Below are 4,268 nucleotides of genomic sequence, written 5' to 3' on the forward strand. Positions count from 1 at the left end.
CCCCCCCCCCCCCCCCCCCCCCCCCCCCCCCCCCCCCCCCCCCCCCCCCCTGTACACTTCCTCTCCCCCCTCCCAAACCGTCGTCCCGCCAATTTTTGTTAAATTGTCCGCTCCCGGGATAAGCGGCGAGGGCCCGACGGCACGGCAATGACCAAGATCAACAAGCTCATCAACCAGGAGATCACGCCGCCTTTCCTGATCACCCTCCTGTTCCTCACCTTCGCCGTCCTGACCCGGGAGTTCGGCCGCCTGACCGAGCTCCTCATCCGGGCCGACGCTCCCATCCTGACGGTCGTCAGGACCGTGCTCTCGATTCTTCCCAGCATCCTGGTCTTCAGCGTTCCCCTCTCCTTCCTCATCGGGACGCTGATCGGATTCAGCCGCCTCTCCACCGACAGCGAGATCGTTGCCATGCGAGCCTGCGGAATCGGCATCCACCGGATGGTGCGCCATGTGGTCAACATCGGGTTGCTGGTGAGCCTGCTCACGCTGGGGCTGACGCTGGTGGCGCTGCCGGCCGGGAACTGGAGCCTGCAGACGCTCCGTCATGAGATGGGGGTCCAGCCGGTCCTTTCCCGGATCAAGCCGCGCGTCTTCTACGAAGGGTTGCCGGGGGGGGCCGTGCTCTACGCCGCCGACGTGGATCTGAGAAACGGTTTCTGGAACGGAGTCTTTCTTTCCAACGGCAACGACGCGGAGACGGAAATCGTCCTTTCCCGGGACGGAGAGGCCCTGATCGACCGGGACAGGCGACGGATCCAACTGCACCTCAAGGACGGGCTGCGCTACGAGACCCACCGGGACGCTCCCGAAAAAATGACGCTGAGCCGGTTTCGCGTTCTGGACTTCGCCCTCCAACTTCCTCCCGTGGAAGAGAGTTCGAACGGTCCCCGGCGCCCCGAAGACAAGGCGCCCGCTCAACTCTGGCGGGAGATCCGAGGCGATCCGGGCGCCACGCGGGCCCAGAGTTGGCTGGAGTTGAACCGACGGTTGGCGCTGGCGGTTTCGCCCATCATCTTCGCCGTGCTGGGAGTCGCCCTGGGCGCCCGCAATCATCGCGGCGGGCGCGGCTACGGACTGGTGGCCAGCGTGGTGGTGGCGCTGGCCTACTATGTCCTCTTCGCCACCGGCTTCGAATTGGCCCGCGGCGGAATGCTGCATCCCCTGGCCGGCGTGTGGGGAACCAACCTGCTGACCGGCCTGCTGGCTTGGGCGGCGTTCCGTTACGGCGCCCTGGATGCCCGGCCGTTGCGCTGGCGGCACGTCTACCCCCGCCTGGACCGGAGGTTGACCCGGGCCGCCCGGGCGTTGCGGCGGGTGCTCTCCAGGATCCGAAGCAGCACCGCCTTCCAGCCGCGACGGTCCCGCCTGGTCCAGATGAGGCCCAGGACGGCTCGCGTCATCGATCTGTACCTGGCGAAGACCTTTCTCCTCTACTCCGTCCTCGCCCTCTCGGTCACCATGGCCCTCTTCTATCTCTTCACCTTTTTCGACCTCATCGACGACGTCCTGGAAAACGACCGGCCCTACGGCTTGCTGGCCTCCTACTTCTTCTACCTGGCGCCCCACATCCTCATGTTGCTGGTGCCCCTTTCCATTCTCATCGGGACCCTCGTCACCTTCGGCCTGCTGGACAAGACGGGGCAGATCACGGCGCTCAAGGCCTGCGGCGTCAGCGTGTACCGCGTCAGCTTGTCGGTGCTGGGGATGACTCTGCTGGTCGGGAGCTTCCTCTACGTGCTTCAGGAATACGTCCTGCCCTACGCCAACCAGCGGCAGGACAGCCTGCGCACCATCATCAAGGGCCGTCCCGCCCAGACCTTCTACCAGCAGGGGCGGAATTGGATCTTCGGAGAGGGGAAGCGGCTCTACCACTACAACTATTTCGATGTCCACCGGGGCTTGTTCGGCGATCTCTCCATCCTGGATCTGGACATTCAGACAGGAAGGCTGAAACGGCACGTCTACTCTCAGAAGGCCGTCTGGGACCGGAGCGCCGGCCGCTGGGTCCTGTCGCAGGGTTGGATCCGCGACCTGGAACACCCGGACCGAAAGGACTTCATCCGGTTCGAGAGCCGCGACTTCGAACTGAGCGAGGGCCCCGAGTACTTCGCCCGTGAAGTGAAGGAATCCAGCAAGATGACCTACCCGGAGCTGAGCCGGTACATCCAGGACCTGCAGCAGGGGGGCTTCGAGGTGGACCACCTGAAGACGGATCTCTACACCAAGGTCTCCCTGCCCCTGGTCACGCCCATCATGGCCATTCTGGGCATCCCCTTCGCCTTCTCCATGGGCCGGAAAGGGGCGCTCTACGGCATTGCCGCCGGCGTGCTCATCGGGATCTGCTACTGGGGCGCCTTCGGAGTCTTCGGCATGATGGGCGCCAACGGCCTGCTCTCCCCGCTGCTGGCCGCCTGGGGGCCCAACTTCCTGTTCGGTTCCGGCGCCATTCTCCTGTTTTCCATGGTCCGAACTTGAGACCATCTTCCGGGCGGTGCTGAAATGGGAACGGTGAGTCGAGCTCGGAGGAAGCCCGAGGGCTTTCAGATCATTGCCCACGAACGGACCTTCTTCAAGGTCCTGGACCTCATGGACCGCCTGCCCCGCGGCAAGGTCCTGGACATTCCGTCCGGCGAGGGAGGAATCTCCCACTGCCTGCGGGAGATGGGTTTCCGGGTGGTGGCGGCGGACCTGGACCCCGGGTTCTTCAAGTGCGCCGGGGTGGAGTGCCGGGGACTGGACATGAACCGTCCCCTGGACCTGCCGGACGAGTCGTTCGACTACGTGGTCTGCCTGGAGGGGATCGAGCACCTGGAGCATCCCTACCGCTTCATCCGGGAATGCCACCGGGTCCTCAAGTGGCAGGGCAGGCTCATTCTGTCCACACCCAACATCCTGAACTCGGCATCCCGGCTGAAGTATTTCCTGACCGGGTTCTATTCCCTCTGTCCCCGGCCTCTGAACGAGTTCGTCCATACGCCCGTCTTCGACCACATCAACCCCATGACCTATTACCAGCTCCGGTACGGGCTCCACAGCAGCGGCTTTCGGATCACCCGGGCCACCACCGACCTCTGGCGCCGCTCCTGCTGGCCGCTGCTCCTCTTCTACCCGTTTCAGCGGCTCTGCTCCATCCGGACCATGCGCAAGGAGGCCGACCCCCGCCAGCGGGAGGCCAACAAGGACGTGCGCCGGGCCATGCACAGCCTGGACCTGCTGGCTGGCCGCACGCTGGTGTTGGAAGCGGTGAAGGATCATGCTCCCGGGATCGAGAGGATCGACGCCTCCGAAGCGAGGTCGTAGGAGGGGCGACTTTCCTGTCGCCCACCAGGAGGGGCGACTTTCCTAATCGCCCGTTCTTCCTTGTTGGCAAGCAACTCCGCAGTTGGAAAGCGTACAGGGGGGACTGCCGTCCCCTCTACGGAAAAGATCTCTTAAGTATCTGATAATAAAGGAGTTATGATCTATTCTCCCGAGCAGGTTACATCATTACATCCCACCTTCTAAACGGGATTCCATTCGACCCTATTGGAGGTCCGTGGACTCCATGGACGAGTTTCTCGCCTCGACTCCCAGGTTTCAAGCGCCTGCGCGCTCCGGGAATTGGGGGCGGACATTCGGAGCTGACCGGGTCCGATTGGCCAGGACTGCCGGAAACGGGCGAACGTCTCACTCCCGGCTGGAAGGCCGAGGAAACCGCGTGAGGGTCCCATTCTCATGGGACGCGCGACGAACAGAAGCGCCAGGTTCACTGGCGGCAAGGTGAGCCGCCAGGGGTTCTGGCGCCACTGAGGGGTCTGGGGGGATCGGTTCCCCCGGTCCGTCATCCGTTCCGGGTTGCCGGAGAAACCGCGCCCTGCGCTTCGACCGCCGCTTGCTCCGGTGCCACCACGGCGTGGAGGCGGCTCTCGACGGCCGGACCACCACCACCCGCACCGGCCGCCTCGTCGGCCAGGACCTGGATCGGGGGCTGGGCCTGGAGCGGACCCCGACGCGAACCTCCGCCTGCCGTTCCGAGTTCAGGCCTTCCGGGGTTCGGTCCACCTCCTCGTCCAAGAGGACGCCGAAAATCCACCTGCACCTGCGGACCCCATTGGCACGTGTCGCCTGTGGTCATCCCTGGATCCTGCACCGCGTGTCGAGAACGGACACCTTGCAGAGCCCTAACAGGTCTTCCGGATTCTTCTCCGGGGCTTCCCGCAGGGATATTTTGGAAGGGAGCGACCCCCCCAGGGGGTGTGGCGCAGATGTAAGTTGCGCCACGCCCC

At 64.6% G+C, this 4,268-nt stretch carries 2 protein-coding genes; both read left to right on the forward strand.

All coding sequences use genetic code 11. The annotated features are described in order from the left end of the window. Nucleotides 1–147 precede the first annotated feature (147 nt). The gene (locus OXT71_02555; protein MDE2925263.1) at nt 148–2,478 is read left to right on the forward strand and encodes an LptF/LptG family permease; all 2,331 of its coding nucleotides are present in this window, start codon (nt 148–150) and stop codon (nt 2,476–2,478) included. A gap of 33 nt (nt 2,479–2,511) precedes the next feature. Then, nucleotides 2,512–3,303, forward strand: coding sequence for a class I SAM-dependent methyltransferase (locus OXT71_02560; protein ID MDE2925264.1), 792 nt, complete (start codon nt 2,512–2,514; stop codon nt 3,301–3,303). The last annotated feature ends 965 nt before the right edge of the window (nt 3,304–4,268 follow it).

The sequence above is a fragment of the Acidobacteriota bacterium genome (assembly GCA_028874215.1).
Lineage (GTDB): Bacteria > Acidobacteriota > UBA6911 > RPQK01 > JAJDTT01 > JAJDTT01.